We start from the raw sequence: 25747 nt of genomic DNA on the forward strand, positions 1-25747 counted from the left end.
GGCCGGGCAGGGGGCCCGGCGGCGTGTCGCTTGATCCCTACGCTGGTACCCTCTCCTGTCCTTGAAAACAGGGAATTAGCCAGTTCAGGTTCAACGGGATCCATGCTCGAGCGCTGCATGATCTCAGCCGTCATCAACGGCACCCCGTCAAGCGTGGTGGTCGGGCGATACCGGGGTATCGCGGTCAAGCGCGCCGTCCTGACCAGGAACGACACGCGATACTCTCTCTAGGCTCGGCTCGGGTGAGTCGAGCGCCGGATCAACTCGACTATCACCTGGGAAAATCGCTTAATCCGCGCGATCCAGGCCCATCTGCCAGAAGTCGATCTCGAGCCGCGTGGCATCGCGGAATACCGTGGCCAGCTCCTCGAAGCGCCGCGGCGTGACCTCCGCCAGGCGCCCATTCAACCAGGCGATCTCATCGCGCATGGCGGCCTGGAAGTCGTCGCCGGCGTACATGGCGATCCAGGCGTCATAGGGGTTGGCGGGGCCGCGCACCGTGAAGGACTGGGCGGCCAGCCACTGGGCGATCTCGCCATAGCCGACCAGGCAGGGGGCCAGGGCCACATGCAGGTCGAGGAGATCACCGCGGTTGCCGGTATCCAGTACATAGCGGGTATAGGCCAGGGTCGCCTTGGCCTCCGGCAGGGCGGCGAGCTCCGCCTCGTCGATGCCCCAGTCGCGGCAGAAGTCGATATGCAGCTGCAGCTCCACGTCGAGGATGGTCTTGAGGCCGGCATGGGCATGGCGCAGGTCGGAAAGCGTCCGGCTCTTGTAGGCGGCCAGGGCATAGGCCCGGGAGAAGTGGATCAGGAACAGGTAGTCCTGCTTCAGGTAGTGGCGGAAGGCCCCGGTCTCCAGGGTGCCGGCGCCCAGCTGGCGCACGAAGTCGTGCTCGATATAGGCGCGCCAGTCGTGATGGCAGGCACCCTTGAGATCGTCGAAAGCGTAGCCCATGCAACCTCCGGTGGTGGGATCCGGAGTGGGGCGAAAGGGGGGGAGGGCAGTAGCCGGATAGGCGAGGGCCCGCCTGATTCCCTACGCCGGTTCATATGGGCGCCGCAGCGCACCATTCACCCGGATCAGGTTCTACGGGATCGACGCTCGGTGGCGACCCTGTGGTCCGCTCACCCGCGCCATCTCAGCCGGTCTACCGGCACCCCGTCAAGCGTTGGGCCTAGTCTAGCAGCTTGGCAGAGAGTTACCAGGCGGTTTTGTGGAAATATTTTCCATTTTGTCAGAGAGGGCTAGTAGAGGCGAAAGGAGGGGTGGTCGGGATGCCCCTGCTGCTCCTCGATCACCTTGCGATAGCGCTTATACTCCCACTGGTACTGGGCCGGCTCCAGGGCGATGGCGGCCTCCACGCTGGCATTGACGCCGGCGGCGGAGATCGCCTCGTCCGGGTCATGGACGCGCTCGTCGGCGGCCAGGAAGTGGATCTCGAAGCCGCGCCCGGGGCGTCGGAGGGCCACCCCGGTGACCACTTGGGCCCGGGTACGCGCCACCAGCTTGGGCAGCAGGGTGGCGGTATAGGCCGGGCGCCCGTAGAAGGGGGCGAAGACGCCGCTGCCCCAGTCCGGCTCCTGGTCGGGGAGGATGCCTACCGCCTCGCCGCGCTTGAGGGCCTTGAGCAGGGCCGCCACGCCGCGCGGGTTGGTGGGCACCAGGCTCGCCCCCATGCGCTCGCGTCCCCCGCGGATCACCGGGTCCAGGTCGGGGATCTTGGGGGGCTCGTACATGGCGGTGAAGGGGAAGTGCCCGGAGAGCCAGAAGTTGAGCACCTCCCAGTTGCCGAAATGGGGGGCCAGCACGATCACGCCCTGGCCGGAGGCGCGGGCCTCGTCGAGTAACTCGCGGCCATGCACGGCGAGGATCGACGCCTCCACCCGCTCGGGGGGCGCCATCCAGGCGAAGCCCAGCTCCAGCATGGTGGCGGTGGAGTGGGTCAGGCTGGCCCGGGCCAGGCGGCGCCGCGACGCGCCGTCCCGGTCGGGGTAGACCTCGCCCAGGTTGATCTCGGTGACCTCCCGCTCGCGACGGCTGAAGCGGTGCACCAGGGGGCCGGCGATGCGCGCCAGGCGCCACAGGGTGGTCAGTCGCCGACCGGCCAGGCGGCGCCATAGGGTGGCGATGGCCCGGGCCTGGTATCGATGCTTGGCCTCACTCATGACCTAGATCAGCCAGGTGTCCACATTGAGCGGGGCGCGCTTCTCCTGGAGCCCCTTGAAGCCCTTGACGCAGCGGATGATCATCCACACCGCCAGGACCAGCATCAGCAGGAAGCCGATGCCGATCAGCGCCAATACCAGGCAGATCAGGCCATAGACCACGCCGATCCAGAAGGTGCGGATCTGATAGCGGTAGTGCTCGTCGAGCCACTGGGGGCCCTTGCCGCGGTAGATATAGGCGATCACCAGGCCGACGATGCCGGTGAAGCCGACCACGAAACTGGCCAGGAAGAGGGCATAGACCACCATGGCCATGGTGGTGTCCGGGGCCTGGCTCTGCTCGGCCACCAGGGTGTCGTCGTTGTACGGGTCGTTCATCACTCATCATCCTTGGGAAGACACATCGGCCGCCCATGATACCCGGCCGGCGAGCCATTGCCATCAGGTGGCGGGGCGGCAGATCTCCAGCAGGTTACCCTCCGGGTCGCGCAGATAGAGTGCCTCGACGGGGCCCGAGGCGCCCAGGCCCGGCACCGGGCCCTGTTCCAGGGGCACGCCCAGCACCTCCAGATGGCGCTGCACCTCGTCCAGGGGCAGGCGGCTGCGCAGACACAGCGCCTGGCTGCCCGGCGTCGGATAGGTGGCCTGGGGAGCCTCGACCCGGACCGGGTCGAGCAGCCGCAGGGCCAGGCCATCCAGCAGCAGGTCGACCCGACCGGTGTCCCGATAGCGCACCTCCAGACCCAGCACGCGACTGTAGAAATCCACGGCGCGGGGCAGGTCGGAAACCGGAATCAATAGATGATCGAGGGCGGCAAGCATGGGGGAATGACTCCTGAGGGGGTGTCAGCGGGCGCCAAAGCGGGTAGCCTTGGCGCCGCCGTTGACCAAAAGCATACGATGATGAAGCCCTCCCTGTCCTCTCCCGACGCCGGTTCGCCTCCCCGCATCTCGCCTGACCCCTGCCCGCTGTGTGGCATCGACGGGGCCGTGCATTTCCACCGGGATGCCCGTCGCGACTATTATCACTGCCCGCGCTGCGCCCTGGTGCATGTGCCCGCGGCGAACCACCTTCCCTCCGAGGCGGAGCGGGCGGTCTATGACCAGCACGAGAACTCGCCGGACGACCCGGGCTACCGGCGCTTCCTGGGGCGGCTCTTTATCCCCTTGCAGGCGCGGCTCGCCCCCGGCGCCCAGGGCCTCGATTTCGGCGCCGGCCCCGGCCCGACCCTCTCGGTGATGTTCGAGGAGGCGGGGCACCCCATGGCCATCTATGATCCCTTCTATGCGCCGCATCCCGAGGTGCTGGAGCGGCGCTACGACTTTATTACCGCCACCGAGGTGGTGGAGCATCTCTTCGCCCCGGGCCATGAGCTCGAGCGCCTGGCGAGTCGACTGAGGCCCGGTGGCTGGCTGGGGCTGATGACCAAGCGGGTGACCTCGGAGGAGGCCTTCGTCGGCTGGCACTATATCCTCGACCCCACCCATGTCTGCTTCTTCAGCGAGGCGACCTTCCACTGGCTCGCGAAGCACCTCGGCATGCGCGTGGAATTCCCCGCCGCCGATGTGGTGCTGCTGCATAAGCCCGACCTCGAGGCGTAAGCGAAGGCGCCGGTGAGGTTTGGTGGCTGGTTCGATAACATCGCGTTATTGAAGTAAAAATCCGCCGAAAATCGGCGAAAATGGCTTGGCGCTCCGGTATCCTGGGCGTATAGTCGCCACGCGATTTTCTGGCCAGGCCGTTCCGGCATGGCCATGCATCTCCTATTCTATCTCCCTGGTTCGCTTTCTCGTTGCGAGGCTTCGCTTATGTCGCGGCAGTTGTTGGCCATGGCGCTGGCGCCCTTGCTGGGGCTCTTTATCCTCGGCATCGGCAATGGCTTCCTGTCGACCCTGATTACCCTGCGCCTGGATGGCGCCGGCTATTCGGCGCTGGTCATCGGCTGGGTGTCGTCGGCCTACTTTATCGGCCTGGCCCTGGGCGCCCTGTTCAATGACCGCCTGCTGCTGCGCATCGGCCATATTCGCGCCTACGGCGGCTTCGCCTCCCTGGTGGCGGTCACCGTGCTGCTGCAGTCCCTGTGGCTCGACCCCTACGCCTGGTTCGTGCTGCGCCTGATCGGCGGCTGGGCCACGGTGGGGGTCTTCCTGGTGATCGAGAGCTGGCTGCTGGCCGCCGCCGACCCCAAGGTGCGCGGACGCCTGCTGGCACTCTATATGATTGCCCTCTATGCCGCCGGGGTGATCGGCCAACTGCTGTTGGGCGTCACCGACGCCGCCGGCGAGATGGTGCCTTTCGTGGTGATCGGCCTGCTGGCCTCCCTGTCGGTGCTGCCCATGGCGATGATTCCCCGGGTCTCGCCGCTGATCGAGCATGCCGAGCCGCTGCCGCCCCACCGCCTGATCACCATCACCCCCACCGGGGTGATGGGCAGTTTTGGCTCCGGCCTGGCGGTGGCCGCGGTCTACACCCTGCTGCCCCTCTACCTGCAGCGCAGCGGCCTCGGCGTCGACCGGGTGGGGCAGATGATGGCGGTGATGATCCTCGGCGCCATGCTGCTCCAGTACCCCATCGGCCGCTGGTCCGATCGCCACGACCGCCAGCAGGTGCTGATCCTGATCGGCGCCTGCTGCGCGCTGATCTCCCTGGGCATTCTCGTGCTGCCCGGCGAGCCCTGGATCCTGGCCGGGCTGCTGTTCTTCCTCGGTGGCGGCGTCTTCGCCCTCTACCCGGTGGCGGTCAGTCACGCCGCCGACCGAGCCCCCGCCGGTGCCCTGGTGCGCATGAGCCAGGGCCTGCTGCTGATCAATGCCATCGGCTCGACCCTGAGCCCGCCGCTGATCACCCCGGTGATGACGGCGCTGGGCGACGGCGGCCTGTTCTGGTCGCTGGGTGGCCTGGGCGTCTTCCTGGTGCTCTTCTTCTCCTGGCGCCGCCGCGTGCGCCCGGCGCCGCTGCCGGTGGCGCCCTTCGTGGCCACCACGCCCCAGTCGGTGGTGGGGGCCGAGCTCAGCATCACCGAGGAGCTGGTGCAGGGGGCCCTGGAGCACGAGCATGTGGAGGACCTCTCCGAGGTGGTGCCCGACGTGGACGTGGCCGAGCCCCTGGTCGGCCCGCCCCGGGAGGAGGACGACCATATCGAATACTTCGATACGGAGGCCGAGGCGGGCACGCCCCGGGACGGCCCGGTCCCCGACGAGGCCCGCCCCTCTTCCATCGGCTAAGCCATAAGCCCACAGCGCCCGAGACCCAGGATCTCGGGCGTTTTGCGTGGAGGCCAGGGGCCGTTCTCGATAGACAGCGGGCCGTCTCGACAAAGGGGGGATTGCCGACCAACCAAGCGTTCGCTAGGGTGAGATGGTCTTTCTTCTGAATATGCCAACTTGAACAAGAGCCGCAGGAGCCCTTATGAGCGAGCAACTGATCGAAGTCGTCGACCAGGCGGGCATCGTCACCCTGACCATCAACCGCCCCAAGGCCCTCAATGCCCTCAATAGCGCCGTCTTGACCGAGCTGGATCGCCTGCTGGGCGAGCTCCAGGCCCGCGAGGGCCTGCGCGCGGTGCTGATCACCGGGGCCGGCGAGAAGGCCTTCGTGGCCGGCGCCGATATCGCCGAGATGCGCGACAAGACCCCGGAGGAGGCGCGGTGCTTCGCGCGTCAGGCGCTGGCCACCTTCAAGCGCCTGGAGACCCTGCCGGTGCCTACGGTGGCCCTGGTCAACGGCTTCTGCCTGGGCGGCGGCTGCGAGCTGGCCCTGGCCTGCGACTGGGCGGTGGCCAGCGACAACGCCATCTTCGGCCAGCCCGAGGTGCTCTTGGGGGTGATCCCCGGCTTCGGCGGCACCCAGCGCCTGCCGCGCCGGGTCGGTCCGTCCATGGCGCTCGACCTGTGCACCACCGGGCGCAAGGTCGATGCCGCCGAGGCGCTGCGCATCGGCCTGGTCAACCGGGTCATGGCCCAGAGCGAGCTGCCGGCCTATGTGGAGGAGCTGACGAAGCAGCTGGGCGGCAATGGCCCGGCCGCGGTGCGCGCCGCCAAGCAGGCCATTCACGACGGCATGGACCAGGACCTGGAGAGCGCCCTGGCCCTGGAGACCAGCCTCTTCGCGCTGTGCTTCGCCGGTGACGAGCAGCCCGAGGGCATGAGCGCCTTCGTCGACAAGCGCAAGCCCAACTTCTAACTCCCGAGTCGGCGACAGATGACGACGGCCAGGGTCCCGGGACCCTGGCCGTTGTGTTTTTCGAGAGCGGGGCTCGCGAGTGGTTCAGGCGTAGGCGCCGGCCGAGTAGGTCAGCTCGTAGCTGTGGCTGTAGATCTCCAGGATATTGCCGAAGGGATCCTCCATATAGACCATGCGGTAGGGCTTCTCGCTGGGGAAGTACTCGCGTACCGGCATGCGCTGCTTGCCGCCGGTGGCGACGATCTTCTCGGCCAGGCCCTCCACGTCCGGGTCCTGGACACAGAAATGGAAGACGCCGCTCTTCCAGTACTCGAAGTTGTTCTCCGGGCGCTGGGCGTTGGCGAACTCGAAGATCTCCACGCCGATGCGGTCGCCGGTGGAGAGGTGGGCGATGCGGAAGGAGCCCCAGCCGGTCCCGAAAACATCGGTGCACATCACGCCGATGGCCGAGTCGTCTTCGTTGAGGGTGGTGGGCGGCATGATCAGGTACCAGCCCAGGACCTCAGTATAGAAGCGGACGGCGGCATCCAGGTCGGTGACCGACAGGCCGATATGGGAGAAGCTGCGTGGATAGGACATGGTCATGGCTCCATCGAGTGACGATGGAAGCAGCCTAGGCTGGCATGGGTATAATGAAAACAGAGACCAAGTTCTTGTTCTGATAAGAGTTCGTTATGCTGAATCCACAATGGCTACGCAGCTTCTCCGTCCTGGCCGAATTGGGCAGCTTCACCCGCACGGCCGATCAACTGGGCCTGACCCAGGCGGCGGTCAGCCAGCATATCCGCCACCTGGAAGGCGAGCTCGGCCCGCTGCTGATTCGGCGGCCGCGGCGACTCGAGTTGACGCCGGCGGGACACGCCTGCCTGGCCTATTGCCACGAGGTGGAGCAGGCCGACCGGCGCCTGGCGCTACGCCTGACCGAAAGCGATGCCGAGCATGGCGAGATCGGCCTGATCAGCCCCGGCAGTATCGGCCTCGCCCTCTATCTCGAACTCCTCGACCTGCAACGGGCCAGCCCCGGGCTGGCGGTTCGCCATCGCTTCGCTCCCGACAGCGAAGTGCTCGACGCCGTACTGCACAATCGCTACGAACTGGGCCTGGTGACGCTGCGCCCCGACGACCCGCGGCTGGCTGCCAGCCTGTTCGCCGAGGAGCCGCTGGAGCTGGTAGTGCCGGCGGGGGAAAGGGGAGAGACCTGGGCCGACCTCGAGCGCCTGGGCTTTATCGACCATCCGGATGGCCAGGCCATGGCCACCCGGCTGCTGAGCCGACGCTTTCCCGGGCATCCCGGCATTCGTCACCTGCCATTGCGCGGCTTCAGCAATCAGATCGGCCTGCTCCTCGAGCCGGTGGCTCGGGGCCTGGGCTTTACCGTGATCCCACGTCATGCCCGCCAGGCCTTCGCCCGACAGGAGGCGATTCGGGTGGTGGCGGGCGGGGAGCCCGTGGTGGATACCCTGTGGTTGATCCATCGCGCCGAATGGCCGCTGTCGAGCCGGGCGCGACGGGCCGTGGATCATCTGCGTGCGAGGATCTCCCCGGGCGTTGAGCTGCAGTGAGGCTGTCGGGGGCAAGGAGGACTGCCGCACTCGGCAAACAGCTGGCCCCTGTCCTCGAGGGCCTTGACCTCCCAGGGGGGCCGCCGGGAGCGAGCAGACAGGGGTGGCCCGCTCGCTGCATGTGAGCGCCAAGCGGGCTCAGAACTCCATCCGGACCCCCACGTCGATCTGGTAGTGGCTGTAGCCACTTCGGCCTTCGACGCTCTCGAGGAAAACATAGGCGGCGCGACCCTGCGCCATCTGGGCCGTGAGCCCGACTCCCAGGTTCAGGTAGGTACGGTCCGGGGAGTCGGTGCGTAGCGAGAAGGTCGTGTTGGTGGGATCTTCCTGGAACTGGGCGTGAATCAGGCGGCTGCGGTCGCCGAACTCATGCTCGAGGCCGAGGCGGCCGCTGTAGTGCATGACGCCCCAGGACTGGCTGGAGGCATAGGCAAGCTGGACGGCGGCTTCCGCCGTCGTTGACTCGATGGTCTGGCCGTCGATATGCAGTAATGCGCCCGCTCCCAGATTGTCGGGGTGGCTGGGGCGTTCGGTGTAGGCGTCGATTTCCGTTCGGAGATGGTCGAAGCTGGCCTGGTAACTGGTCGTCCAGGGGCCGTTGGCGCGGTCGTAACCGGCATTCAGCCCCAGTCCATATTCGTTGCCCTTGGGCCGGGCCAGGGCGCTCTGGTTACCGATCGGCTCACTGAAGACGGTACGCACCGTGTCATAGCGGTTGCGTCCCAGTGTGGCGATACCCTCGACATAAAACGCATCGCCCAGGAAGCGGGTGCCGTACAGGGAAAGGCTATAACCGTCTACATCGACGCCCCCGGCATTGTTGTGCAGATCCGTGTCGGTGCGAGTCAGGCCGATGGCGGCGCCGACGACGGCATCTGAGGTGAGACGATAGTCTGCGCCGGCAGTGAGGCCATAGCTGCGGCGGCGGAACCCCGGTTCCCCACTGGTGGTGTCACGGCGGCTTTGTGTCACCATGCCATTGACGAAGACCCCCCATTGGCTGAACGCCAGAATATCGCTATCGCTGCTGGCGCCACCGCCGAGCAGATTGCTGTATAGGGCGGGAGGGGCCTGGCCGTCTTGCATGGCGAGGCTGAGGCCGCGGGTACTCACGCCGCTGACGCCGGCACGTAAGTCGCTCATGCGACTGGAGACGTTATCCATTTGTTGGCGCAGGGTCTGCATGCTGACGCGGCCCTGCGCGGCCACTTCATCGGGAGCCAGGCCATCATAGTAGTTGGTACCGGCATTCGGGTCTGCCGCCGCCGCTTCACAGACGTCGATAAGGTCATCCTGTCGGGACGTCCGTTCTCCCTCCGGAATCTGGCGCACGGCTTGGCAGGCGTTCTGCACGGTGCGTGCGACCTCCTGCTGGCGTGCCGTCAGATCGTCCTGGGTGGGCTCCTCTTCCTGAGTGGGCTCCTCTTCCTGGGTGGGCTCCTCTTCCTGTTCTTGTCCCAGAGCGCTAGGAGGCAGGGCCAGGCTAAAGAGGAGAATGGCCAGGGCAGCGGTACCGGCTACAACAAGGTGAAAGGGCAAATGGCATTCGGAATGGTTGCCGACAACTGGCTTGCTTCCGTCCTTCGGGGTGTTTGACTGGACCACGGCGCTCCCTCCCTTCCCCTTGCTGGGGCACTCCGGTTCGAGTCGGCTTGTCCACCGTCCGCCCCTTGCAGGCGACGCCACCCGGCAAGCGATCGATTCTTATGACTTATCCGATTTGAGACTAGTCACGGCTTCTGGGCCCTGCAACCGGCGCTCGCAGGTGGCCATGCATATTGCTCGGGGCTCGACTAGACTGCCAGTCAAGCGGACTCGGCACCTCGACTCGTACGAGACAAGGCAGGGAAGGATGAGTGAGCAGCAGCATCTCCGGCTCACCGGTCACCACTCCAATGACTTTCGCATCCTGCGTTTCTCGGGAGCGGAGGAGCTTGGCCGGCTGTTCGATTTCACGGTGGAACTCCTGGCGACCTCCGAGGATATTGCCTTTCCCGACGTGCTCGGTGGGAAGCTTACCCTGTGTATCGAGCTGGAAGAGGGCGAGCGCTACTTCGATGGTTGTGTGGTGGGCTTTTCCCAGGTCGGACGGCGTGGCAGGTATGCGCTCTACCATGCACGGCTGCGCCCCTGGTTCTGGTATCTTAGCCTGACGCGGGATTGCCGCATCTTTCAGAATCAGAGCGTTCCGGAAATTATCCAGGCGCTGTTCTCGGAGCACGGCCAGTCGGATTTCGAAGATGCCCTGTCCCAGGACTACGAGTCCCGGGAATACTGTGTTCAGTACCGCGAGAGCGACTTCGACTTCCTGAGCCGCCTGATGGAAGAGGAAGGCATCTATTATTTCTTCCGTCACTCCGAGGGCAAGCATGTCCTGGTGTTGTCGGATGCCCCCGTTTCCCATGAACGCATTCCGCAATGCGACGAAGTGGACTTCCTGTCGCCGGGATCGGAAAGGGGCCGGGCCCAGGACCATGTTTGGGACTGGTGGCTGGGGCAGCAGATTCAGACCGAGCTCTTCGCCCTGCGCGATTTCGACTTCGAGAACCCACGCAATCCGCCGGAAGCGAAGGAGTCCCGCCCCCAGGAGCATCAGGCCGGTAGTTATGAGGCCTACGACTACCCGGGCAGGTTTATCCAGTCTTCCCCCTTGGGCAGCCACCGAGCGGCCGTCCGCAGCGACGAGAGCCAGGCGCAGTTCGAGTGCGTCAAGGCCATGGGCAACCTGCGGGCAATCATCTGTGGAGGGCTGTTCGCGCTGAAGGGGCATCCCCGTGAGGACCAGAACCGCGAGTACCTGGTCACCGGCAGCAGTGTCGACGCCCGCGCCGCGGAATACGAGGCCACCGCCGAGGCCGAGGAAGCCTCCTTTCGTTGCACCTTTACTGCTATCGACAGCGGTGTCTGTTTCCGGCCGGCACGCCTGACCCCACGCCCGGTGGTACAAGGGTTGCAGACGGCCATCGTGGTCGGCAAGTCGGGCGAGGAGATCTGGACCGACCAGTATGGCCGGGTCAAATGCCAGTTCCACTGGGATCGGCAGGGGGCCAAGGACGAGAACAGCTCCTGCTGGGTACGTGTCTCCCAGGCCTGGGCCGGGAGTGGCTGGGGAGCGATGTTCGTGCCACGTATCGGCCAGGAGGTCATCGTCGCCTTCCTGGAAGGGGATCCCGATCGGCCGATCATCGTCGGCCGGGTCTATAACGCCGACTGCATGCCGCCGTTTGGCCTGCCCGACAATGCCATGGTCGGCGGAGTCAAGTCGAACTCCACGCCGGGTGGTGGGGGCTACAACGAGATATCGATGAACGATACGGCGGGCGAGGAACTGCTGCATGTCCATGCCCAAAAGGATCAGGACACCGTCGTCGAGAACGACGAACAGCATGCCGTGGGCCATGATCGCACCCGCTCCGTGGGCAACGATGAACAGACCAGCATCGGCAATAATCGCAGCGAGACCGTGGGCAGCAATGAAACGATCCAGATCGGTGTGAACCGCACCGAGACCGTGGGGGGGAATGAAGCCGTCAGCATCGCCCAGAATCGCACGCATACGATCAGCGGCAACGATGTGCTCAACATTACCATGACCCGTACCCAGTCCGTGGGTATCAACGACATGGTCAACGTTGGGGGGGCCCAGGAGACGAACGTCGGGGGCCTCCGTTCGGTGATCGTCGGCGGGCTGCAGAGTACGGCGGTGGGTGCCAGCCTGAGTGAGGCGGTGGCACTCAATCGTGATGAGAGGGTCGGCGGCAGCCGCTCCAGTACGGTAGGTGACGACGATTCCCTCAGCGTCGGCAAGGGCTTGACCATCGAGGCCGGCGATCAGGTCGTCATCCGCTCCGGCAAGTCCAGCATTACCCTGAAAAAGGATGGCTCCGTCACCATCGAAGGCAAGGACATCACCATCAAGGGCTCCGGCGGCATCAACATCAAGGCTGGCAAGGACGTGGTGATCAGGGGCAAGAAGGTACTGCAGAACTGATCGGGAAACACCGGCAAGGAGACTCATCATGGCCGACGATCTCGCGGAAATCGTTCCGCGGCAGCATACCCCGACATGCAAGGACCGAATCGATGGCGTCGTCATCGGCCTCCTCGTCGGATTCGATGACAGCGGATACCCTCTGGTGACCTACCCCGGCAACGACAGCGACGCCGGAACGCCTGCCCGCAGCACCACAGATCTCGGGACCGAGGATATTGGCCGGGAGCTGGCCTTGATGTTCGAGAACGGTGACCCGGCGTATCCACTGGTCCTGGGACGTATGCATTGCCCTAAGTATCGCCCCGCTGGGGCACCTGCGCGAGGTGGGGTGATCGCCGAGAGCGATGGAAAGCGCCTGGAGCTGCGGGCGGACCAGGAGATCGTGCTGCGCTGCGGGCGCGCCAGCATCACCCTGACCCGGGCCGGCAAGATCCTGCTTCGCGGAGCCTATCTGCTGAGCCGGTCCTCGGGAGTGAACCGCGTCAAGGGTGGCTCGGTGCAGATCAACTGACGGGTAGCGTGCCATGGAGCTGATCAATGCCACCGGGATGCAGGCCGGCTATACGCTGGGCATGGAGCCCAGCGGCCGGGAGCATCTGGTGGTGGTCATCAAGGGGACCTTCGAGTTTCCGCGCCGCGACGAGGCGCCGCGGCTGGCCGAGGATCAGCTGCCCCTGGTCACGGCGGATACCTTCACCGGGGAACCGGGAGTCTCGGCGCCGGTCTTCGAGACCGACTACGTGCCCTGGAAACCCCGCTGCGATGTGTTGCTGCACGGTAGTGCCCATGCCCTGGAGGGGCGCCCGGCGGTGCGCGTGCCGGTGGGGCTGCAGATGGCGGGCATGACCAAGCACCTGACGGTGGTAGGCGAGCGCGCCTGGCAGGCCGGCCTCATCGCCATCAGCCCGGGGCCACCCCGGCCCTTCACCCGCATGGCCATCACCTATGACCGGGCCTTCGGCGGCATCGACGACTGCCATCCGGATACCAGCAAGCACACGGCGTATATGGCCAATCCCGTGGGCAAGGGCTATCACCGCCGGCTTAAGGCGGCGCTTATCGACGGCACCCCCATGCCCAGTACCGAGGAACCGGATAACCCCGTCAAGATGCCCAACCGGGACTATCGCCCGATGGCGTTCGGCCCTCTGGGGCGTGGTTGGCAACCGCGGCTCGGCTATGCCGGCACCTACGACCAGCACTGGCTGGACGAGGTGTTCCCCTTCCTGCCGGGGGACTTTCAGGATGCCTACTACCAGGCCGCCCCGACGGATCAGCAGATTCCCTATCCGCGCGGCGGCGAGCCGGTGGGACTGCTCAACCTGACACCCGAGGGACATACCGCCTTCCGGTTGCCCGAGGTGGAAGTCCCGGTGGTCTTCTTCCGCAAGGGAGGCGAGCGTCATGAGACCCAGGCCGTGATCGACACCATCGTGCTGCTGCCGGATGCCGGCCTGTTCACCCTGAGCTGGCGTGCCAGCCTCCCGCTGCGCCGGAACCTCTTCGAGATCCCCCAGGTGCTGGCGGGACGCATGTCCCGTGGCTGGTGGCGCGCCCGCGAGCTGGGCAAGGAGTACCACGCCTCGCTGGCCTCCGTGGTTCGCGCCAGGCGTTCCTCAGCGGCGGGGGATGAGTGATGAGCGTGCCGGCGCTGGCGATCCTGGGCACGGGCATGGTCACCGGCGTGGGGCTGACCGCGCCGGCCGCCTGCGCCGCCATTCGCTGCGCCATCGATAATTTCCAGGAAACCCGTTTCATGGATGCCGGCGGCGAGTGGCTGCTGGGCTGCGAGGTGCCCCTGGCGCAGCCGTGGCGGGGCCGGACCAAGCTGGTGAAGATGCTGGCCATGGCCCTGCAGGAGTGCCTGGATGGCGTGCCGGAGTTTGACCCGGCGGCGACACCGCTGCTCCTCGGCGTCGCCGAAACCACGCGTCCCGGGCGTCTCGATGGGCTGGACGATGCCTTGCTACCCGAGGTCGAAACGGAACTCGGCCTGCGTTTCCATCCCGGCTCCCGGGTCATTGCCGGCGGCCGCATCGCGGTGGCGGCGGGGTTGTGGCGAGCCCGCGAGCTGCTCACCAGCCGAGCCGTCGAGCGGGTCATGGTGGCGGGTGTCGACGGTTTGTTGATCGCCCCGACCCTCGCCGCTTTCGAGTCCCGCGACCGGCTGCTGACCAGCCGGAATTCCAACGGCTTTATCCCCGGCGAAGCGGCCGCGGCCCTCATCGTCGAGCTGGCCAGAGCCAGTGAAACACCGCAGCTGCTGTGCATGGGCCTGGGTTTCGGCAACGAGCCGGCCCATGTGGAGGCCGAGGATCGGCCCCTGAGGGCGGATGGCCTGGTGGCGGCGATCCGCGGTGCCCTGGCCGAGGTGGGGGCCTCTCTGGCGGCCACGGACTTCCGCATCGTGGATGTCTCCGGCGAGCAGTATGGTTTCAAGGAAGCCGCCCTGGCGTTGGGCCGCTTGTTGCGGGAGCGCAAGGCGGAATACGACATCTGGCACCCGGCGGACTGCATCGGCGAGGTGGGGGCCGCCATCGGCGGCGTAATGCTCGGCGTCACCCGCGCCGCCGTCACCAAGGCCTATGCCCCGGGCAACCATGTGCTCGCCCACTTCGGCAACGACGACGGCCGCCGAGCCGCCGCCATCCTGAGCTACCAGCCGGTGAGGGCCTCCTGATGGCCAACGACGTCTTCGCCAATGGCCGAGAGATCTCCTGCAAGGCGGCCGACGGAAAAGCCATCGCCGCCTTTCCCGATGTCTGCATGACGCCCCCGGAGAACCCGACCACCCCGCCCGGCGTGCCGGTGCCCTACCCGAATACCGGCATGGCGAAGGATGCGACCAGCGGCAGCAAGAGCGTCAAGATCTCCAAAAAGGAGGTGATGCTGAAGAACAAGTCCTATTTCAAGAAAAGCACCGGCGACGAGGCGGGGAGCGCTGCCAAGAAAGGTGTCGTCACCAGCGTGAATCGGGGGAAGGTCTATTTCACGGCTTGGTCGATGGATGTGAAGTTCGAGGGCAAAAACGTTGTGCGCCACTTGGATTTGACGACTCATAATCATGCTTCTGATCCTGGCCAAACGCCGCCATGGCCTTTTGTAGATACGATGACAGCAGCTCAAAAAAAGTTATGCGAGGAGGATAAGAAAAAAGAGGAGAAGGCTTGTGAAGACTATAAGCCATATAAAGAGGATGGTAAGGATGTGTGCAAGGAGGCCGGTTTGTCGGGGGCCTTTAGTAAGAATAAGGGAGTCGCGACGAAGAGATCGAAATCCGCCAGTAAGGACCCATGTTCGGCGGCTAGACGATGCCGGCTGCTTCCGTTCAATGCTAAACCAGAAGATGGTGTCAATGGTTGCTGTCCAGCTCAGACCGGCGATCATATCGTACCTAAGAGCTCTTTCTTCGTGAATTCGGTAAGCGACGGGGAGCTTATGCCTGGATGGGATGATTACAGCATCAATGATGCACCTTGCATGTGCTTGGAAGGGGGTAGTAATACCGGTAGCCACGGGCTTCGGCATGCCCACCACAAAGCTTTCAGTACGGTTGAGCATGGTGCTGAGCGGGCCTTCAATGATGAGGTGAAGCATTGTGCGAAGGGGGCCAAGGCCGTTGCGCCACAGTGTGACCAGGCATGCATCGAGGCTCAGTTGAAGGAAGGTCACAAGAATATGGGTGATCGCCGTTGCAAGATCAAGCACTCATCGACGGGTGCCAATTATAAGGGGAGAGAGCAGGCGCTTCTCGATAAAGTTTCAAGTACGGTAGGCAAGGCCGGCGTTAAAGCTCGTTAAGCAGAGAATGGGTGATCTATGACTAGTGAATTTGCAGCCGCGCGGGAATTCGTTCGAGGAGCGGCCCGCTACCATGATCTCGTCTATATCATCAGCAAGGGAAAAGTGCTGCTGAATGAGGATGTCTCACATGCCATCGTCATTGCCGTTGACCAAGGCCAATGGGCTGACGTTGTGGACACGGCATGGGATTCTACTGCAATCGCTGTGGCCCGGTTACCCTCAGAAAAGCTCATAGTGGTCGGGGAAGACGGTGATGTGGTTACTTATACTGGAGGAGTAGAAGCACGAGAGAAAATATCTCCTAAGCCAGTGATGATTCGACATGCACGTCGTATCTCGGACTACGTTTACGCTTGCGGAATGAAGCGCCAAGTTTATAAGAGAGTTGATGAAGGTGTTTGGAGCGACATAGGTGCACCATTTCCAGGTGTTGATGAGGAGGTGGGCTTCGAGTCAATTGATGGGTTCAATTATGAAGAAGTCTATGCAGTTGGTTGGAATGGTGAAATATGGGAGTTTGACGGTTATAAATGGATCCGGCGTGGAAGCCCTACCAACGTGATATTGACCTCTGTATGCTGTGCGCCTAACGGCGTCGTCTATGCTGCGGGTCAACAGGGGATCATGATCAAAGGCAGGCATGATGTTTGGGAAAGTGTTGAATGGGAAGACGAGGTTGCTGTCGATTTTTGGGATTTGTGCTGGTTTGAGGACGACCTGTACATTGCGACCATGACAGACTTGTATAAGCTGAGGGGCAATACTCTCATTGAGGTAGATTTTGGAATAGAATTTCCTCCGAGTTGTTATAGCTTGACATCGGAAGAAGGTGTTCTCTGGTCGATAGGTCGGGATCAAGTTGCTTCATACGATGGGACGGATTGGAAAATATACGATTGAAAACTTCTGCTGCCCTATGGCACGAGAATGATCGAGTGGGTCAGTCGGTCTTTTTGTATGAAAACGAAGTGTTTGCGAAGGCAGCGAGGCCTTATATGGATGTACGCGTACCAGCCATCATCTCGCAAGCTGTTGACCAGCATGCCGAAGAAGCGCCGTTCCTGTGGCTGCTGCGTGATGGGGCTGTTGTTGCACCTCATTACTCCCTGGTCGATCTGACCAAGTTGGACAATCGTGTCGAGGCGCACCTAGATGGCCTGCGTATCGCCGGCGACGCCGGCTGGGCGGCGTGCGATAAACAACTGCAATATCAGGAACCGGGAGAGGTCTTCGCCGCCGCGGTGCTGGCCCTGGAAAGCGGCGAAGCGGCGTGGATCCGCCGTGTCTACGAGGTGGTCGGTGCGGCCCCCGAGACGCAGCGCGGTCTGGTATCGGCCTTCGGTTGGGTCGATCGCGCCTGGTGGCGCGGCGAGGTCAGGGATCTGCTGGTGGCGGAGTCTCCCTTCTGGCGGCGGTTGGGGTTGGCGGCGGCGGCCACCCAGCGGGTGGACCCCGGCCCCGTGCTGCTGGAGTCACTGCAGGCGGAGTCCCCCATGCTGCGTGCTACCGCGCTACGGGTGGCCGGTTCTCTGGGGCGAACGGATCTGCTACCGGTGCTACAGGCGCAGTTGACCAGCGACGACGACGCGGTACGTTTCTCCGCCGCCTGGGCGGCGACCCTGCTCGGGGACCGCGGTGCGGCGCTTCGGCAGGCCCTGGCCTTCGTCGAGGCGGACCACCCCAGGTTCGCGGCGCCCGCCCTCGGGGTGGCGCTGCGGGCCCTCCCGCCCAGCGAGGGGCAGCAGTGGCTGGGGCACTTCGCCCGGCAGCCGCAGACGCTGCGCCATGCGGTGGTGGTCTGCGGCATTCTCGGCGACCCGGTCAATATCCCCTGGCTGCTGGAGCAGATGGGAATACCGGAGATCGCCCGCGTCGCCGGGGAATCCTTCACCCTGATCACCGGCGTGGACCTGGCCGAAGAGGAGCTCGAAGGAGAGTGGCCCGAGGGTTTCGCGGCCGGTCCCACGGAGAACCCCGAGGACACGGGGGTCGCCATGGATCCGGACGAGGACCTGCCCTGGCCGGAGGCGGCGCTCGTCGCCGCCTGGTGGACTCGCCACCAGGCGGCGTTTCGGTCGGGACAGCGTTATCTGCTCGGTCGTCCCTTGGCGCCGGAGCACCTGCAATGGGTGTTGGGCCATGGCATGCAGCGTCAGCGCGTGGCGGCGGCGCTGGAGCGCAAGCTGCTGAGCCCCGGTGAGCCACTGTTCGAGACCCGGGCCCGGGGAAACGCCCAGCAACAGGGGCTCGGGTTGCCTATCCAGGGCGCATGAGGCGGCCCTTGGCTGACTGACGAAATAGCACTGATTTTTCAGTCGGCTGGTTGTCTCTCCGGCGTGACGTTTTTTTCGCCACGGTTTCGCGTGGCCCCGGGACAGCTGCTATACCTCATAGGGCGGGATCAAGGCATCTAGCACTCCCAGGGGGAAGTCGGTGCCTTTTTGCAGCGGGGAAGGCGGTATCAGCCGCGATACATCGGGGCATACCGCGAACACTTCAAATGGGGATCCTTTTGCATGGATGTGCAAGAGTTGCTCGAGCCGCATAGTGAGGAGTCTCCAGCGGGGGTGGATCTGGATGCCGCGGGCGAGATACTCGCGTTGGACATGCTGGCCAAGTGGGGGGCGCCCGACGAAGAGCCAGAGTGGGAGGAGCTACGGCTAGCCAGCCTCGCGGCGCTGAACAAGAGTCACGACCTTCGTCCGGCCGTCTATCTGACGGCCGCGCTGCTTCACACCGATGGGATACCGGGCTTCGCCGATGGGCTGCAACTACTCCGTGGCCAGCTGGAACAGTACTGGGGGCCGCTGTTTCCGCCGTTGGACGAAGACGGCGATGCCATGGAGCGCTCCAGTGCGCTGTATAACCTCACCAACTTTCACCGGGTCCTGAAACCGCTGCGTCACTTGCCCCTGGTGGAGGATCGTGCCGTTGGCCGATTCAGCCTGCAGGATATCGAGATCGCCGAGGGCAAGATCGAGGCGCCCCAGGGGTATGAGGGGGAACTGCCCCAGGTGGGGGTGATCCAGGCCGTGTTCCAGGCCGCCGGCCAGGAGACATCGCAGGCCTTGGTGGCGGCGATCGGTCGAGCCGTAGACGAGCTGGTGGCTATCGAGATCCTGTTTCGAGAGCACTGCGGACCCGAGCAGGCCCCGGACCTGTCCCGTTTGAAGGAACAGCTGCAGCGGGTTGGCGTGACGCTGCGAACCTATCTGCCCGAGGGGACCACGCCAGCCGCCGGTAGTGAGGCCGGCGAGGTAGCGGAAAGCCAGCCAGGCAACCGGACGCCGGCTAGCCCACCAAACAGTCAGACGGGCGACACCGCTTCGGTGCAACCGGCCATGGCGGGAGATATCCGTAGTCGGCAGGATGCCGTGGCCGCCATGGACCGCATCTCTCGTTACTTCCGCAGCCACGAGCCATCGAGTCCGGTGCCCCTGCTGATGGAGCGGGCGAAGCGGCTGGTGGACATGGACTTTCTGTCTATCCTTCGAGATGTAGCGCCCGATGCCGTGGCCCAGGGAGAGAAGCTGCGGGGCGATGGCAATAGCGAGTGACGACGCTTCCCCGGCGGCGCGCAGATGTCGGAGGCGTTACCTGAACCCAGCACCGTGAACCACAGCACTGAAGGGAGTACGCAATCATGGCCAAGCCCAGTTCCCAGAAATTCATCGCCCGGAACCGGGCACCGCGGGTGCAGATCGAGTACGACACGGAGCTGTATGGGGCCGAGAAGGTGGTGCAGCTACCGTTCGTGATGGCGGTGCTGGCCGACCTGGTCGGAGACAGCCAGGAGCAACTGCCTCCGGTCGATGGCCGCAAGTTGATGGAGATCGACGTCGACAACTTCGACCAGCGCATGAAGGCGCTGCGCCCCAGCCTCCAGTTTGCGGCGCCGAACCGGCTCACTGGCGAAGGCAACCTGGCGGTCGAGCTGGAACTCGAGAGCATGGACGACTTCTCGCCGGCGGCGGTGGCGCGCAAGATCGAGCCCCTGCGGCAACTCCTGGAAGCCCGGCAGCAGCTGGCGAATCTGGTGACCTATATGGATGGGAAATCCGGTGCCGAGGAGCTGATCGCCAAGGTCCTGAACGATCAGACACTGCTCGAGACCCTGGGTGCGACGCCGAAGGGCGACGAAGAAACGCAGAGCGAGGGCTAAGTCATGGCCGAGACAGACACCGACAAGGCACCCCAGAGCCAACCCGAGACGGAAGAGCTGACGGCGGATGACTTCAGTCAGCTGTTACAGAAGGAGTTCCGACCCAAGTCCGACCGTGCGCGTGAGGAGGTGGAAACGGCGGTCAAGACCCTGGCGGAGCAGGCGCTGCGAGAGACCACGGTGATCTCCGATGATGCCATCAGCACCATCAATGCCATTATCGCGGAGATCGACGAGAAGCTCACCGACCAGGTCAACGAGGTGCTCCATCACGAGAAGTTCCAGGCGCTGGAAGGCGCGTGGCGGGGCTTGCACCATCTCGTCAACAATACCGAGACCGACGAGATGCTGAAGATCCGCTTTATGCCGATCAGCAAGCAAGAGCTGCACAAGACCCTGCGCAAGTACAAGGGCACCGCCTGGGACCAGAGCCCGATCTTCAAGAAAATCTACGAGGAAGAGTACGGCCAGCTCGGCGGCGAGCCGGTGGGTTGTATCCTCGGCGATTACCACTTCGACCATGGGCCCCAGGACGTGGAACTGCTGTCCGGCATGGCACAGATCGCCGCGGCCGCCCACGCCCCCTTTATCGCCGGCGCCGACCCCGGGCTACTGCAGATGGATTCCTGGCAGGAACTGACCAACCCCCGTGACCTGACGAAGATCTTCTCCACGCCCGAATATGCCGGCTGGCGATCGCTCAGGGAATCGGAGGACTCCAGGTACCTGGCCCTGGCGATGCCGCGCTTCCTGTCTCGGCTGCCCTACGGCGCTGCCACCGAGCCGGTGGAGGAGTTCAACTTCGAGGAGGATACCGCCGGAACGGATGCGAGGAAGTACACCTGGGCGAACTCGGCCTATGCCATGGGGGTGAACATCAATCGCTCGTTCAAGATGTATGGATGGTGCACGCGCATCCGTGGCGTCGAGTCCGGCGGTGCCGTGGATGGGTTGCCGGTGCATACCTTCCCGAGCGACGACGGTGGCGTCGACATGAAGTGCCCCTCCGAGATCGCCATCAGCGATCGTCGTGAGGCCGAGTTGGCCAAGAGTGGCCTGATGCCGTTGATCCATCGCAAGAATACCGATGTGGCGGCATTCATCGGCGCCCAGAGCCTGCACAAGCCGGCGGAATATGACGATCCGGACGCCACGGCCAATGCCCAGTTGGGGGCCAGGTTGCCGTATCTGTTCGCCACGACACGTTTCGCGCATTACCTGAAGTGTATCGTTCGCGACAAGGTTGGCTCCTTCAAGGAACGCGAGGACATGCAGAAGTTTCTGCAGGGCTGGATCATGAGATACGTCACCGGTGATCCGGCCAATGCCACCGAAGAGACGAAGGCACGCAAGCCCTTGGCGGCGGCCGAAGTACAGGTCAGGGAGGACGAGGCCAATCCCGGTTACTACACCTCGACCTTCCATCTCCGGCCGCACTATCAGTTGGAAGGGCTGAGTGTCTCGCTGCGACTGGTCTCGAAGCTACCGTCCGCCAAGGGGTAATAGAGACAGCAAGAGCGGAAGACAGGGGCAACGGAGGAGCGCGGGGCTATGGGGCCGGTGGACCGGATGCGTCCAGGGCCGGCGATGCTATGGAAAGGATGAAGGGGAGTAAGACGTCATGGCTGTAGATATGTTTCTGAAGCTGGAGGGCATCGATGGCGAGTCCATGGATGCTGGGCATACGGACGAGATCGATGTGTTGTCCTGGAGTTGGGGGGCGAGCAACTCCGGCACCATGCATATCTCGAAAGGCGGCGGCGCCGGCAAGGTCAGTGTTCAGGATATCAGCGTCGTCAAGTACGTGGACAAGGCCTCGACAGCGATGATCCAGGCGGTGGCCGTCGGCAAGCATGTGCCGTCAGCCACGCTGACCGTGCGCAAGGCGGGGGGGGATGAGCCGGTCGAGTACCTGGTGATCGAGATGAAGAGCGTCCTCATCAGCTCCTGGCAGACCGGCGGCTCCCAGGGAGAGGAGCGGTTGACGGAGTCCGTTACCCTCAACTTCGAGGAGTTCAAGACGACCTATACCCCGCAGGACAACGACGGCACGGCGTTGGCTTCGGTGGACTTCGGCTACAACATCGCCAAGAACGAGACGGCTTGATGGCGGGGAATGCGTAACGATCGGCGGCCCGGTCTAGGCTGGGCCGTGGGCCGTCGTCAGGCAGGTGCCGGTCGGGAGCAGGGAACATGCCGGAACTGGTGAACAAGGAAGCCTTGCAACCGTCCCTGCTGGATCGGTTGACGGATCGCGCCCGTTTCCTCGAGCGGCTCGGCCTGGCTTATCGGGACGAGGCACTCGACGAGGCGGGCCTGACCCGCGACACGATCCGCGACATGCTCGGTACCCTCGGCATCGAGCGAGTGGTGGATGAGGACGGTGACGGTATCGAGTGTTGGCAGAATCGCCCCGAGATTCGTCCCTTTCGCCGGGTCCTGGAGCTCAGGCCGCGGCCCCAGGCGCCGCCGCTGGCGTCGCTGGTGGATGTCCGGCGGCGGCGCCTGGTGCCCAATCGCGACGAGTCCCGGGATGAACGGGTGATTTCGTCCCGGCGCCTGCGGCAACTGGTGCTACGCGATCTGGGCTGGCTGTTGAACACCGGCTGCATAACGGACCTGGTGGGGCTCGAGGCATACCCGCACATCGAGCGCTCGGTGCTCAACTACGGCGTGCCGGAAATGGCCGGTATGCACCTGTCGGGGGCCGATGCCCCTCTGCTGGCGGATCGGTTGCGTGCCGCCATCGAGCGCTTCGAACCCCGGCTTCGGCACGTACTGGTGACGGCCGTCGAACCGGGGGCCGAGGGGCGGCTCAATACCCTGGCCTTCCTGATCGAGGGAGAACTCTGGGGGCAGCCGCTACCGGAGCAGCTTTACCTGCATACCGAACTCGATCTCAGTGATGCCTCGGTCACCGTGCGAGAGGTGGCGGGGCATTGATGACTCTCCGACTCCCAGGCGAATGCTATGGATCCCAGTCTGCTCAGGCTCTATGAACAGGAACTTCGCTACCTCCGGGAGATGGGCGCCGAGTTCGCCCGGGACTATCCGAAGATTGCCGGACGCCTGGGCATAGAGGGGCTCGACTGTGCCGACCCCTATGTCGAGCGGCTGCTGGAGGGAGTCGCCTTCCTGACGGCGCGGGTCCAGCACAAGATCGAGGCGCGCTTTCCGGATTTCACCCACCGGTTGCTCGACCTGGTCTATCCGCATCTCACCGCGCCGGTGCCGTCCATGGCCATGGTGGTCCTGCAGCCGGACCTGGCGGCCGGGACCCTGGAGGCCGGGTACCGCATCCCGGCGGGGACGGCCCTGCGTAGCCAACTGGGCAAGGGCGAGAAGACCGCCTGCGAGTATCGCACGGCCCACGACGTCTTCCTGTGGCCACTGCGGTTGACCAAGGCCCGTTACCTGGTCAACCCGGGGACGATGGCGGCGCGGGGGGTGCCGACACCCGCGGGCGTCCGTTCGGCCATTCAGCTCGAGCTCGAACTGACCAATGGCGGTAGCCTCACCGAGCTGCCCCTCGATCGCCTGGCCTTCTATCTGCATGGCGGCGACGAACTGCCCATGTGGCTCTACGAGATACTGCATGGCGCCTTCGCCGGCGCCTGCCTGCGCGATGACCCCGACCGGGAGGCACGGATCGATCCCGGCATCGGCATTCGTCAGCCGGGGTTCGATCGCCGGGAGGCCTTGCTGCCTTCGGTCAGGCGCTCCTTCGATGGCTATCGGCTGCTGCAGGAGTACTTCGCCTTTCCCCAACGCTTCCTGTTCGCCGAGTTCACCGGCCTGCAACCCGGGTTGCGTCAACTGCAAGGGGAGCGGCTCGAGATCACGCTGCTGTTGCAGCGCACCGATCCGCGCCTCGAGCACAGCCTGGACGCGCAGGCCTTCCGGCTGAACGTGACGCCGGCGATTAACCTGTTCCCCTACCGTGCCGACCGCATCATCGTGAAGCCTGAGAAGGCCGAGTTCCATGTGGTACCGGACCGTAATCGCCCCATGGACCTGGAGGTGTACCGGGTCGAGGGCGTCACCGGCTATACCCACAGCCGGGAGGGCGGCTACCCCTTCCAGTTGTTCTACCGGGTCGGGCGCGGTGTGGACGATGCCGAGCCCGGCGCCTACTTCCTCGTTTCGCGCCGGCCGCGGTTGAGCTCCTCCCGCCAGCGTCGACGCGGCAGCCGCACCAGCTACCTCGGCAGCGAGGTCTTCCTCTCGCTGGTGGATGAGCGGCATGCACCCTACTCGGCCGCCCTGCGCCAGCTCGATGTCACGCTGTTGTGCACCAACCGGGACTTGCCGATCCAGATGGCGGTGGGCAAGGGCGCGACGGACTTTACCCTGGAGACGGCGGCGCCGGTGGCGTCGGTGCGTATCCTGGCGGGGCCGACGCGGCCCAGGGCGGCGCTCCAGTCCGGGGAAACGGCCTGGCGGCTGGTCAGCCATCTGTCGCTGAACTACCTGTCTCTGCTCGATGAGGAGGGCAACGGGGCCCGGGCATTGCGCCAACTGCTCGACCTTTACGTCGACCCCGGAGGCCCCCTGGCGCGTCATGTGGAAGGGGTGGTGTCCATCGCGTCGAAGGCCGTCGTCCGCCGCATGCCGGTCAATGGTCCCATCTGCTTCGGCAACGGGCTGGAGTTGCGGCTGAGCCTCGACGAGGACGCCTTCACCGGCGTCGGGGCCTTTCTGCTCGGCGCCGTCCTGGAGCGCTTCTTCGCCAAGTATGTCTCCGTCAACGGCTTCACCGAGACCGTCGTCGAGTCGCAGCAGCGCGGTGAGATCATGCGCTGGCCGGTGCGAGCGGGCATGAGGGGTGCGCTATGAGCCTGCCGCGATCCCTGACCGAGGCGCCGGAGCGCTTCACCCTGTTCGCGGCCCTGCGCTGGGTCGAGGCCAGTGCGCCGGACCACGCCCGGCTGGGGCGCAGCCGGCGGGTCGCCGAGGATGGGGTCCGGCTCGCCCAGATGCCCTCGCTGCGTTTCGCGCCGGGTGAGATCACCCATATCGAACCCGGCCTTATCGAGCAGGGAAAGGTGCCGCGGCTCTATGCCGAGGGGTTCGGCCTGCTCGGCCCCAATGGCCCGCTGCCGCTGCATCTCACCGAGTATGCGGATGAGCGACGCCGCCTGCACCAGGACCCGAGCTTCGCCGCTTTCCTCAACCTCTTCCATCACCGCCTGGCCTCACTGTTCTATCGCGCCTGGGCGGATGCCGAGCCGGCGGTGGAGGCGGATCGCCCCGATAACCGCTTCTTCTGGTTCCTGGGGGCCTTGGCCGGACTGGGCACGCCGGGCCTGCAGGGGCGCGACAGCGTGGGCGATCGCGCCAAGCTGCATCGGGTCGGTCGCTTCGCCGCCATGGCGCGCTGCCAGGAGGGGCTGGAGGACATCCTGGCGGATCACCTCGGGGTCTCGGTCCGGGTGGTGCCCTTCCAGGCCCGCTGGTTGACCATTCCCGAGCATGAGCGGCTCAGCCTGGGGCGCGGCCGGCCGGTCGGCCGGCTGGGGCGGGATGCCAGCCTGGGGCGCCGTTCCTGGCAGTGTCAGTTCAGCTTTCGGGTGGTGCTCGAGGAACTGACCCGGGCGCAATACGAGGCCTTCCTGCCGGGACAGCCCGGCCTGACCGAACTCGGCGATCTGGTGCGCGCCTACACCGGCGACGAGTTCCGTTGGGACCTGGAGCTGCGGCTGAAGCCCCGGCAGGCGCCCTTGCTGCGGCTCGCGCGTGGCCAGCGGCTGGGCATGTCCACCTGGGTTGGGCGGCATTCGCAGGAGCGTGTCGCCCGGGCCCTTATCCGTGATGCGCACAGGCGCCGTGGCGCGCCCCGGCGTGGGCCGGGGGCAACCGGCGAGGGAGGTTAGC

General features: G+C 64.9%; 24 protein-coding genes and 2 riboswitches. Of the genes, 18 read left to right on the forward strand and 6 right to left on the reverse strand.

The window, feature by feature from the left end:
* Positions 1–17: 17 nt before the first annotated feature.
* A riboswitch (TPP riboswitch) is annotated at positions 18–157 on the reverse strand.
* Between the two features lie 131 nt (positions 158–288).
* The 4 genes from tenA to ACZ5EF_RS04510 all read right to left on the reverse strand — a co-directional run bounded on the left by tenA (position 289) and on the right by ACZ5EF_RS04510 (position 2990).
* Positions 289–957 carry a thiaminase II gene (gene tenA, locus ACZ5EF_RS04495; protein WP_346063849.1) on the reverse strand — a complete coding sequence of 223 codons (669 nt, stop codon included), beginning with the start codon at positions 955–957 and terminating at the stop codon, positions 289–291.
* Positions 958–1017: 60 nt separating this feature from the next.
* A riboswitch (TPP riboswitch) is annotated at positions 1018–1174 on the reverse strand.
* A gap of 73 nt (positions 1175–1247) precedes the next feature.
* A complete protein-coding gene (locus ACZ5EF_RS04500; RefSeq protein ID WP_346063848.1) occupies positions 1248–2168 on the reverse strand; it encodes a lysophospholipid acyltransferase family protein in 921 nt (306 codons plus the stop codon).
* A gap of 3 nt (positions 2169–2171) precedes the next feature.
* On the reverse strand, positions 2172–2546 hold the full coding sequence (locus ACZ5EF_RS04505; protein WP_346063847.1) for a DUF4870 family protein: 375 nt from the start codon (positions 2544–2546) through the stop codon (positions 2172–2174).
* 63 nt (positions 2547–2609) lie between these two features.
* The gene (locus ACZ5EF_RS04510; RefSeq protein ID WP_346063846.1) at positions 2610–2990 is read right to left on the reverse strand and encodes a VOC family protein; all 381 of its coding nucleotides are present in this window, start codon (positions 2988–2990) and stop codon (positions 2610–2612) included.
* 81 nt (positions 2991–3071) lie between these two features.
* On the opposite strand from ACZ5EF_RS04510, the gene ACZ5EF_RS04515 reads away from it, so the two are divergent.
* The 3 genes from ACZ5EF_RS04515 (at position 3072) to ACZ5EF_RS04525 (ending at position 6351) form a co-directional block, all read left to right on the forward strand.
* Positions 3072–3770: a class I SAM-dependent methyltransferase gene (locus tag ACZ5EF_RS04515; RefSeq protein WP_346063962.1), complete on the forward strand. Its 699-nt coding sequence runs from the start codon at positions 3072–3074 to the stop codon at positions 3768–3770.
* Between the two features lie 207 nt (positions 3771–3977).
* Positions 3978–5393, forward strand: a complete 1416-nt coding sequence (locus ACZ5EF_RS04520; protein WP_346063845.1) for an MFS transporter — start codon at positions 3978–3980, stop codon at positions 5391–5393.
* 184 nt (positions 5394–5577) lie between these two features.
* On the forward strand, positions 5578–6351 hold the full coding sequence (locus ACZ5EF_RS04525; RefSeq protein ID WP_346063844.1) for an enoyl-CoA hydratase-related protein: 774 nt from the start codon (positions 5578–5580) through the stop codon (positions 6349–6351).
* 84 nt (positions 6352–6435) lie between these two features.
* Here ACZ5EF_RS04525 and ACZ5EF_RS04530 read toward each other — a convergent pair whose 3' ends face one another.
* On the reverse strand, positions 6436–6936 hold the full coding sequence (locus ACZ5EF_RS04530; protein ID WP_346063843.1) for a lactoylglutathione lyase family protein: 501 nt from the start codon (positions 6934–6936) through the stop codon (positions 6436–6438).
* Positions 6937–7025: 89 nt separating this feature from the next.
* Between ACZ5EF_RS04530 and ACZ5EF_RS04535 the strand changes: the two genes are divergently transcribed.
* The gene (locus tag ACZ5EF_RS04535) at positions 7026–7913 is read left to right on the forward strand and encodes a LysR family transcriptional regulator (protein WP_346063842.1); all 888 of its coding nucleotides are present in this window, start codon (positions 7026–7028) and stop codon (positions 7911–7913) included.
* A gap of 138 nt (positions 7914–8051) precedes the next feature.
* Here the strand turns inward: ACZ5EF_RS04535 and ACZ5EF_RS04540 are convergent, their stop codons facing one another.
* Complete coding sequence (locus tag ACZ5EF_RS04540; protein WP_346063841.1) at positions 8052–9518, reverse strand: autotransporter outer membrane beta-barrel domain-containing protein; 1467 nt, start codon at positions 9516–9518, stop codon at positions 8052–8054.
* Positions 9519–9765: 247 nt separating this feature from the next.
* Between ACZ5EF_RS04540 and ACZ5EF_RS04545 the strand changes: the two genes are divergently transcribed.
* From ACZ5EF_RS04545 to tssG, 14 genes are all read left to right on the forward strand, one after another.
* Complete coding sequence (locus ACZ5EF_RS04545; protein ID WP_346063840.1) at positions 9766–11904, forward strand: type VI secretion system Vgr family protein; 2139 nt, start codon at positions 9766–9768, stop codon at positions 11902–11904.
* Between the two features lie 28 nt (positions 11905–11932).
* Positions 11933–12418, forward strand: coding sequence for a DUF6484 domain-containing protein (locus tag ACZ5EF_RS04550; protein ID WP_346063839.1), 486 nt, complete (start codon positions 11933–11935; stop codon positions 12416–12418).
* Between the two features lie 13 nt (positions 12419–12431).
* A complete protein-coding gene (locus ACZ5EF_RS04555) occupies positions 12432–13544 on the forward strand; it encodes a DUF2169 family type VI secretion system accessory protein (protein WP_346063838.1) in 1113 nt (370 codons plus the stop codon).
* A complete protein-coding gene (locus ACZ5EF_RS04560) occupies positions 13544–14587 on the forward strand; it encodes a hypothetical protein (RefSeq protein WP_346063837.1) in 1044 nt (347 codons plus the stop codon). The genes ACZ5EF_RS04555 and ACZ5EF_RS04560 overlap by 1 nt, the downstream gene beginning before the upstream one ends.
* Positions 14587–15708 carry a PAAR-like domain-containing protein gene (locus tag ACZ5EF_RS04565; protein ID WP_346063836.1) on the forward strand — a complete coding sequence of 374 codons (1122 nt, stop codon included), beginning with the start codon at positions 14587–14589 and terminating at the stop codon, positions 15706–15708. The genes ACZ5EF_RS04560 and ACZ5EF_RS04565 overlap by 1 nt, the downstream gene beginning before the upstream one ends.
* 18 nt (positions 15709–15726) lie before the next feature.
* Positions 15727–16611 carry a hypothetical protein gene (locus ACZ5EF_RS04570; RefSeq protein WP_346063835.1) on the forward strand — a complete coding sequence of 295 codons (885 nt, stop codon included), beginning with the start codon at positions 15727–15729 and terminating at the stop codon, positions 16609–16611.
* 95 nt (positions 16612–16706) lie between these two features.
* A complete protein-coding gene (locus ACZ5EF_RS04575) occupies positions 16707–17984 on the forward strand; it encodes a TIGR02270 family protein (protein WP_346063834.1) in 1278 nt (425 codons plus the stop codon).
* Between the two features lie 243 nt (positions 17985–18227).
* Positions 18228–19268 carry a type VI secretion system protein TssA gene (gene tssA / locus ACZ5EF_RS04580; RefSeq protein WP_346063833.1) on the forward strand — a complete coding sequence of 347 codons (1041 nt, stop codon included), beginning with the start codon at positions 18228–18230 and terminating at the stop codon, positions 19266–19268.
* 86 nt (positions 19269–19354) lie between these two features.
* A complete protein-coding gene (tssB, locus tag ACZ5EF_RS04585) occupies positions 19355–19873 on the forward strand; it encodes a type VI secretion system contractile sheath small subunit (protein WP_346063832.1) in 519 nt (172 codons plus the stop codon).
* A 3-nt stretch (positions 19874–19876) separates the two neighbouring features.
* On the forward strand, positions 19877–21376 hold the full coding sequence (gene tssC / locus ACZ5EF_RS04590; RefSeq protein WP_346063831.1) for a type VI secretion system contractile sheath large subunit: 1500 nt from the start codon (positions 19877–19879) through the stop codon (positions 21374–21376).
* Positions 21377–21494: 118 nt separating this feature from the next.
* Complete coding sequence (locus ACZ5EF_RS04595) at positions 21495–21980, forward strand: Hcp family type VI secretion system effector (RefSeq protein WP_346063830.1); 486 nt, start codon at positions 21495–21497, stop codon at positions 21978–21980.
* Positions 21981–22066: 86 nt separating this feature from the next.
* Positions 22067–22816, forward strand: coding sequence for a type VI secretion system baseplate subunit TssE (gene tssE / locus ACZ5EF_RS04600; RefSeq protein WP_346063829.1), 750 nt, complete (start codon positions 22067–22069; stop codon positions 22814–22816).
* Between the two features lie 27 nt (positions 22817–22843).
* Positions 22844–24709 carry a type VI secretion system baseplate subunit TssF gene (gene tssF / locus ACZ5EF_RS04605; protein WP_346063828.1) on the forward strand — a complete coding sequence of 622 codons (1866 nt, stop codon included), beginning with the start codon at positions 22844–22846 and terminating at the stop codon, positions 24707–24709.
* The gene (tssG, locus tag ACZ5EF_RS04610; protein ID WP_346063827.1) at positions 24706–25746 is read left to right on the forward strand and encodes a type VI secretion system baseplate subunit TssG; all 1041 of its coding nucleotides are present in this window, start codon (positions 24706–24708) and stop codon (positions 25744–25746) included. The genes tssF and tssG overlap by 4 nt, the downstream gene beginning before the upstream one ends.
* Position 25747 lies beyond the last annotated feature (1 nt).

The sequence above is a fragment of the Bisbaumannia salifodinae genome (assembly GCF_055388505.1).

Excerpts from the sequence above, each read along its gene's own strand:
- ACZ5EF_RS04545 (WP_346063840.1), top strand. The coding sequence starts at position 9,766 with ATGAGTGAGCAGCAGCATCTCCGGCTCACCGGTCACCACTCCAATGAC.
- ACZ5EF_RS04555 (WP_346063838.1), top strand. The coding sequence starts at position 12,432 with ATGGAGCTGATCAATGCCACCGGGATGCAGGCCGGCTATACGCTGGGC.
- ACZ5EF_RS04560 (WP_346063837.1), top strand. The coding sequence starts at position 13,544 with ATGAGCGTGCCGGCGCTGGCGATCCTGGGCACGGGCATGGTCACCGGC.
- tssE (WP_346063829.1), top strand. The coding sequence starts at position 22,067 with ATGCCGGAACTGGTGAACAAGGAAGCCTTGCAACCGTCCCTGCTGGAT.
- ACZ5EF_RS04595 (WP_346063830.1), top strand. The coding sequence starts at position 21,495 with ATGGCTGTAGATATGTTTCTGAAGCTGGAGGGCATCGATGGCGAGTCC.
- tssA (WP_346063833.1), top strand. The coding sequence starts at position 18,228 with ATGGATGTGCAAGAGTTGCTCGAGCCGCATAGTGAGGAGTCTCCAGCG.
- ACZ5EF_RS04525 (WP_346063844.1), top strand. The coding sequence starts at position 5,578 with ATGAGCGAGCAACTGATCGAAGTCGTCGACCAGGCGGGCATCGTCACC.
- ACZ5EF_RS04535 (WP_346063842.1), top strand. The coding sequence starts at position 7,026 with ATGCTGAATCCACAATGGCTACGCAGCTTCTCCGTCCTGGCCGAATTG.
- ACZ5EF_RS04530 (WP_346063843.1), bottom strand. The coding sequence starts at position 6,936 with ATGACCATGTCCTATCCACGCAGCTTCTCCCATATCGGCCTGTCGGTC.
- ACZ5EF_RS04575 (WP_346063834.1), top strand. The coding sequence starts at position 16,707 with ATGGATGTACGCGTACCAGCCATCATCTCGCAAGCTGTTGACCAGCAT.
- ACZ5EF_RS04570 (WP_346063835.1), top strand. The coding sequence starts at position 15,727 with ATGACTAGTGAATTTGCAGCCGCGCGGGAATTCGTTCGAGGAGCGGCC.
- ACZ5EF_RS04565 (WP_346063836.1), top strand. The coding sequence starts at position 14,587 with ATGGCCAACGACGTCTTCGCCAATGGCCGAGAGATCTCCTGCAAGGCG.
- ACZ5EF_RS04550 (WP_346063839.1), top strand. The coding sequence starts at position 11,933 with ATGGCCGACGATCTCGCGGAAATCGTTCCGCGGCAGCATACCCCGACA.
- tssC (WP_346063831.1), top strand. The coding sequence starts at position 19,877 with ATGGCCGAGACAGACACCGACAAGGCACCCCAGAGCCAACCCGAGACG.
- ACZ5EF_RS04520 (WP_346063845.1), top strand. The coding sequence starts at position 3,978 with ATGTCGCGGCAGTTGTTGGCCATGGCGCTGGCGCCCTTGCTGGGGCTC.
- tenA (WP_346063849.1), bottom strand. The coding sequence starts at position 957 with ATGGGCTACGCTTTCGACGATCTCAAGGGTGCCTGCCATCACGACTGG.
- tssB (WP_346063832.1), top strand. The coding sequence starts at position 19,355 with ATGGCCAAGCCCAGTTCCCAGAAATTCATCGCCCGGAACCGGGCACCG.
- ACZ5EF_RS04510 (WP_346063846.1), bottom strand. The coding sequence starts at position 2,990 with ATGCTTGCCGCCCTCGATCATCTATTGATTCCGGTTTCCGACCTGCCC.
- tssF (WP_346063828.1), top strand. The coding sequence starts at position 22,844 with ATGGATCCCAGTCTGCTCAGGCTCTATGAACAGGAACTTCGCTACCTC.
- ACZ5EF_RS04500 (WP_346063848.1), bottom strand. The coding sequence starts at position 2,168 with ATGAGTGAGGCCAAGCATCGATACCAGGCCCGGGCCATCGCCACCCTA.
- tssG (WP_346063827.1), top strand. The coding sequence starts at position 24,706 with ATGAGCCTGCCGCGATCCCTGACCGAGGCGCCGGAGCGCTTCACCCTG.
- ACZ5EF_RS04505 (WP_346063847.1), bottom strand. The coding sequence starts at position 2,546 with ATGAACGACCCGTACAACGACGACACCCTGGTGGCCGAGCAGAGCCAG.
- ACZ5EF_RS04515 (WP_346063962.1), top strand. The coding sequence starts at position 3,072 with ATGAAGCCCTCCCTGTCCTCTCCCGACGCCGGTTCGCCTCCCCGCATC.